Genomic DNA, 3,268 nt, shown 5'->3' on the forward strand with positions numbered 1-3,268 from the left:
CGACCACGCAGTGCGTGGGGGGGCGAGGGGAGGCGGTGACGTCCTCCCGCGTGTGCACCGGATGCGGGTACGACGACAGGAGTCGCGGGTGGTACGTGCTGCGACTCGTTCTTCACCGGTGGCGTTTCCCCTCTGAGGTCGTGCTGTGATCTTTCCGTGATCAAGACGCCCCCCAAGGTAACGGACCGGCAACGGCGCCGCAAGGTCACACCCGGCTGGCGAGGGAGGGGTGGATCACACCGGTGTGACTCCAGTGGTCAAGGGGTTTGGAGTTAATGCTCGGGTCTCGAGTGGTGGTCACGGTGCCTCCGTGGCCGCGCGCTCGTGTGACCGGGCACACACGGTCACCCCCAGGGTGCGACGGGCGACACACCCCGCGCCTAGGATGAGGAAGGACTCGGCTTTACAACAGGGCCGGGCGAATCTACCCACGTCAAGATGGTGAGCTGATGGATCTCTTTGAATACCAGGCAAAGGCTCTTTTCGCGAAGCATGACGTGCCCACCACCCCGGGGCGCGTTGCGGACACCGCGGAGGAGGCCGAGAAGGTCGCGGCCGAGATCGGCAAGCCTGTCGTCGTCAAGGCACAGGTGAAGGTCGGAGGCCGTGGCAAGGCCGGCGGCGTCAAGCTGGCGGAGGACGCCAAGGAGGCCCGCGCCCGGGCCGAGGACATCCTGGGCCTGGACATCAAGGGCCACATCGTCAAGAAGCTGCTCGTCGCCGAGGCCAGCGACATCGCCGAGGAGTACTACATCTCCTTCCTCCTCGATCGCGCGAACCGCAACTACCTGGCCATGTGTTCGGTCGAGGGTGGCGTCGAGATCGAGCAGGTCGCCGAGGAGTCCCCGGACCGCCTCGCCCGGATCAACATCGATCCCACGGTCGGCGTCGACGAGGCCAAGGCCCGCGAGATCGCGAAGGCCGGCCACCTCCCGGAGGAGGTGCTCGACGCCGCTGCGGTGACGATCGCCAAGCTCTACGAGGTGTTCGTCAAGGAGGACGCCACGCTGGTCGAGGTGAACCCGCTCGTCCGCACCCCGAACGACGAGATCCTGGCGCTCGACGGCAAGGTCACCCTCGACGAGAACGCGGAGTTCCGCCACAAGGAGTCCTTCGAGGACTTCTCCGACGCGGGCACCACGGATCCGCTCGAGCAGAAGGCCGCGGAGAACGACCTCAACTACGTCAAGCTCGACGGGCAGGTCGGCATCATCGGTAACGGTGCCGGTCTGGTCATGTCGACCCTCGACGTCGTCGCGTACGCGGGCGAGAGCCACGGTGGCGTCAAGCCCGCCAACTTCCTCGACATCGGCGGCGGTGCCTCGGCCGAGGTCATGGCCAACGGTCTCGACGTCATCCTCGGCGACGAGCAGGTCAAGAGCGTGTTCGTCAACGTCTTCGGCGGCATCACCGCCTGCGACGCCGTCGCGAACGGCATCGTCAAGGCTCTGGAGATCCTCGGCGACGAGGCCAACAAGCCGCTCGTCGTCCGTCTAGACGGCAACAACGTCGAGGAGGGTCGCAAGATCCTCGCCGACGCGAACCACCCGCTCGTCACCCTGGCCGACAACATGGACTCCGGCGCCGACAAGGCCGCCGAGCTGGCCGCCAAGTAAGAAGCAGAGGACCTCACACACATGTCGATCTTCCTCAACAAGGACAGCAAGGTCATCGTCCAGGGCATCACCGGTGGCGAGGGCAGCAAGCACACCGCCCGCATGCTCGCGGCCGGCACCCAGATCGTCGGCGGCGTCAACGCCCGCAAGGCCGGCACCACCGTGTCCCACAAGGACGCGAAAGGCAACGACGTGGAACTGCCGGTCTTCGGCGGCGTCGCCGAGGCCATGGAGGCCACCGGTGCGGACGTGACGATCCTGTTCGTCCCGCCGCCCTTCACCAAGGACGCCATCATCGAGGCCGTGGACGCGGAGATCCCGCTCGCCGTGGTCATCACCGAGGGCGCCCCCGTGCTGGACACCGCCACCGCGTGGAACTACAACCTCGCCAAGGGTGGCAAGACCCGGATCATCGGACCCAACTGCCCGGGCATCATCACACCGGGCGAGTCGCTGGTCGGCATCACCCCGGCCAACATCGCGGGCAAGGGCCCGGTCGGGCTCGTGTCCAAGTCGGGCACCCTGACCTACCAGATGATGTACGAGCTCGCCGACTACGGCTTCTCGACCGCCATCGGCATCGGTGGCGACCCGATCATCGGCACGACCCACATCGACTGCATCGAGGCCTTCGAGAACGACCCGGAGACCAAGGTCATCGTGATGATCGGCGAGATCGGCGGCGACGCCGAGGAGCGGGCTGCCGACTACATCAAGGCCAACGTCACCAAGCCGGTCGTCGGCTACGTGGCGGGCTTCACCGCCCCCGAGGGCAAGACGATGGGCCACGCCGGCGCCATCGTCTCCGGCTCCGCGGGCACCGCTCAGGCCAAGAAGGAGGCCCTGGAGGCCGCAGGAGTCAAGGTCGGCAAGACGCCGTCCGAGACCGCGCAGCTCGCCAAGGAGCTCCTCGACGCCATGTGATCCGTTCGTGGTGGTCCTGCAGGGACCGCCGCGAGCATGCGCCACCCGACCCCCGCCATCCCCGGATGCCGGGGGTCGCGGCGTGCCGGGGGTACCGCGGGTGGACGGTTCTCTACGGTGGCAGCGTGAGCCCTCCACGTGTCATCCGGCCCGCCGCGAGACGGACCCCGGCGGGTGCCCGATCGTTGTTGTGGACGGCGGCCGCCGCCGCGCTGCCCGTCATCGTCTCCGTGCTGGTGCTGACGGCGCTCACCCTGGCCGTGCTTGTGTTCAGCGCCCGGGGGTTCGACTCACTGTTCGCCGTGGTGGCCGTGGAGTGGTTGGTGGTCAACAGGGTGCCCCTCACCGTGGACGAGGTGTCCCTGGGCTTTCTGCCCCTGTTGCCGCCGTTGATCTACGTGGCGGTGTTGGCCCGGCAGACCCGCGCCGTCCTGGGCGACGTCGAGGAGCCGGGGGCGCGCGAGGCCGGCGCGGCCGTGGCGGGGGTGACACTGGCGGGGTTACTGATGACGGGGTTGGCGACCCTGTTGGTCGGCTCCGCCGGCTCGGACTTCGCCGTGAGGGAGTCCTCCCCGACGGCGGCGCTGCTGTGGACGGCGGCGGTGGCGCTGTTCGGATCGGGGCTGGGCGTCTGGCTCTACTTCCGGCGGGACCTGCGGGAAGTCCTGCCGGTGTGGGTGCGCGGCGGGATCCATCTCGGCGCGGCGTTCGTGGCGGCCGTCTGGGCG

General features: G+C 68.3%; 2 protein-coding genes and 1 pseudogene. All 3 read left to right on the forward strand.

Going from position 1 to position 3,268, the window contains the following annotated elements:
- Positions 1 to 449: 449 nt before the first annotated feature.
- Positions 450 to 1,616 carry an ADP-forming succinate--CoA ligase subunit beta gene (gene sucC / locus G6026_RS15365; protein ID WP_107756994.1) on the forward strand — a complete coding sequence of 389 codons (1,167 nt, stop codon included), beginning with the start codon at positions 450 to 452 and terminating at the stop codon, positions 1,614 to 1,616.
- A gap of 21 nt (positions 1,617 to 1,637) precedes the next feature.
- Positions 1,638 to 2,540, forward strand: coding sequence for a succinate--CoA ligase subunit alpha (sucD, locus tag G6026_RS15370; protein ID WP_182613686.1), 903 nt, complete (start codon positions 1,638 to 1,640; stop codon positions 2,538 to 2,540).
- Between the two features lie 125 nt (positions 2,541 to 2,665).
- Positions 2,666 to 3,268: pseudogene (locus tag G6026_RS15375) on the forward strand (hypothetical protein); the annotation flags it as partial.

It is taken from the genome of Dietzia sp. DQ11-38-2 (assembly GCF_014145055.1).
GTDB lineage: Bacteria > Actinomycetota > Actinomycetes > Mycobacteriales > Mycobacteriaceae > Dietzia.